The sequence below is a fragment of the Methylobacterium sp. A54F genome, assembly GCF_053346035.1.
Map to the genome: position 1 here is coordinate 1 of NZ_JBKFBF010000236.1, position 266 is coordinate 266.

Here is a 266-nt window from a genome sequence, read left to right on the forward strand (position 1 = left end):
GTGGAAGACGACCACGTCGATAGGCCGGATGTGCAAGCGCGGTGACGCGTTGAGCTGACCGGTACTAATCGCCCGATCGGCTTGATCGCTCTCGTGATCCATGTCCGCAACAGCACACACGAACACAACGAAGACCTAAGCTTGCCGAACGCCACGATTGCGCTGCGCCGGCCTGGTGGCCTGAGCGGTGTGCCCCGAACCCGATCCCATCTCGAACTCGGCCGTTAAACGCACCAGCGCCCATGGTACTGTGTCTCAAGGCACGG

At 61.7% G+C, this 266-nt stretch carries 2 rRNA genes; both read left to right on the plus strand.

Annotated features, from left to right (window positions below):
• Window positions 1–89 (plus strand): 23S ribosomal RNA (locus ACLBXP_RS26115); the annotation flags it as partial.
• Window positions 90–171: 82 nt separating this feature from the next.
• Window positions 172–266: ribosomal RNA gene (gene rrf, locus ACLBXP_RS26120) — 5S ribosomal RNA — on the plus strand; the annotation flags it as partial.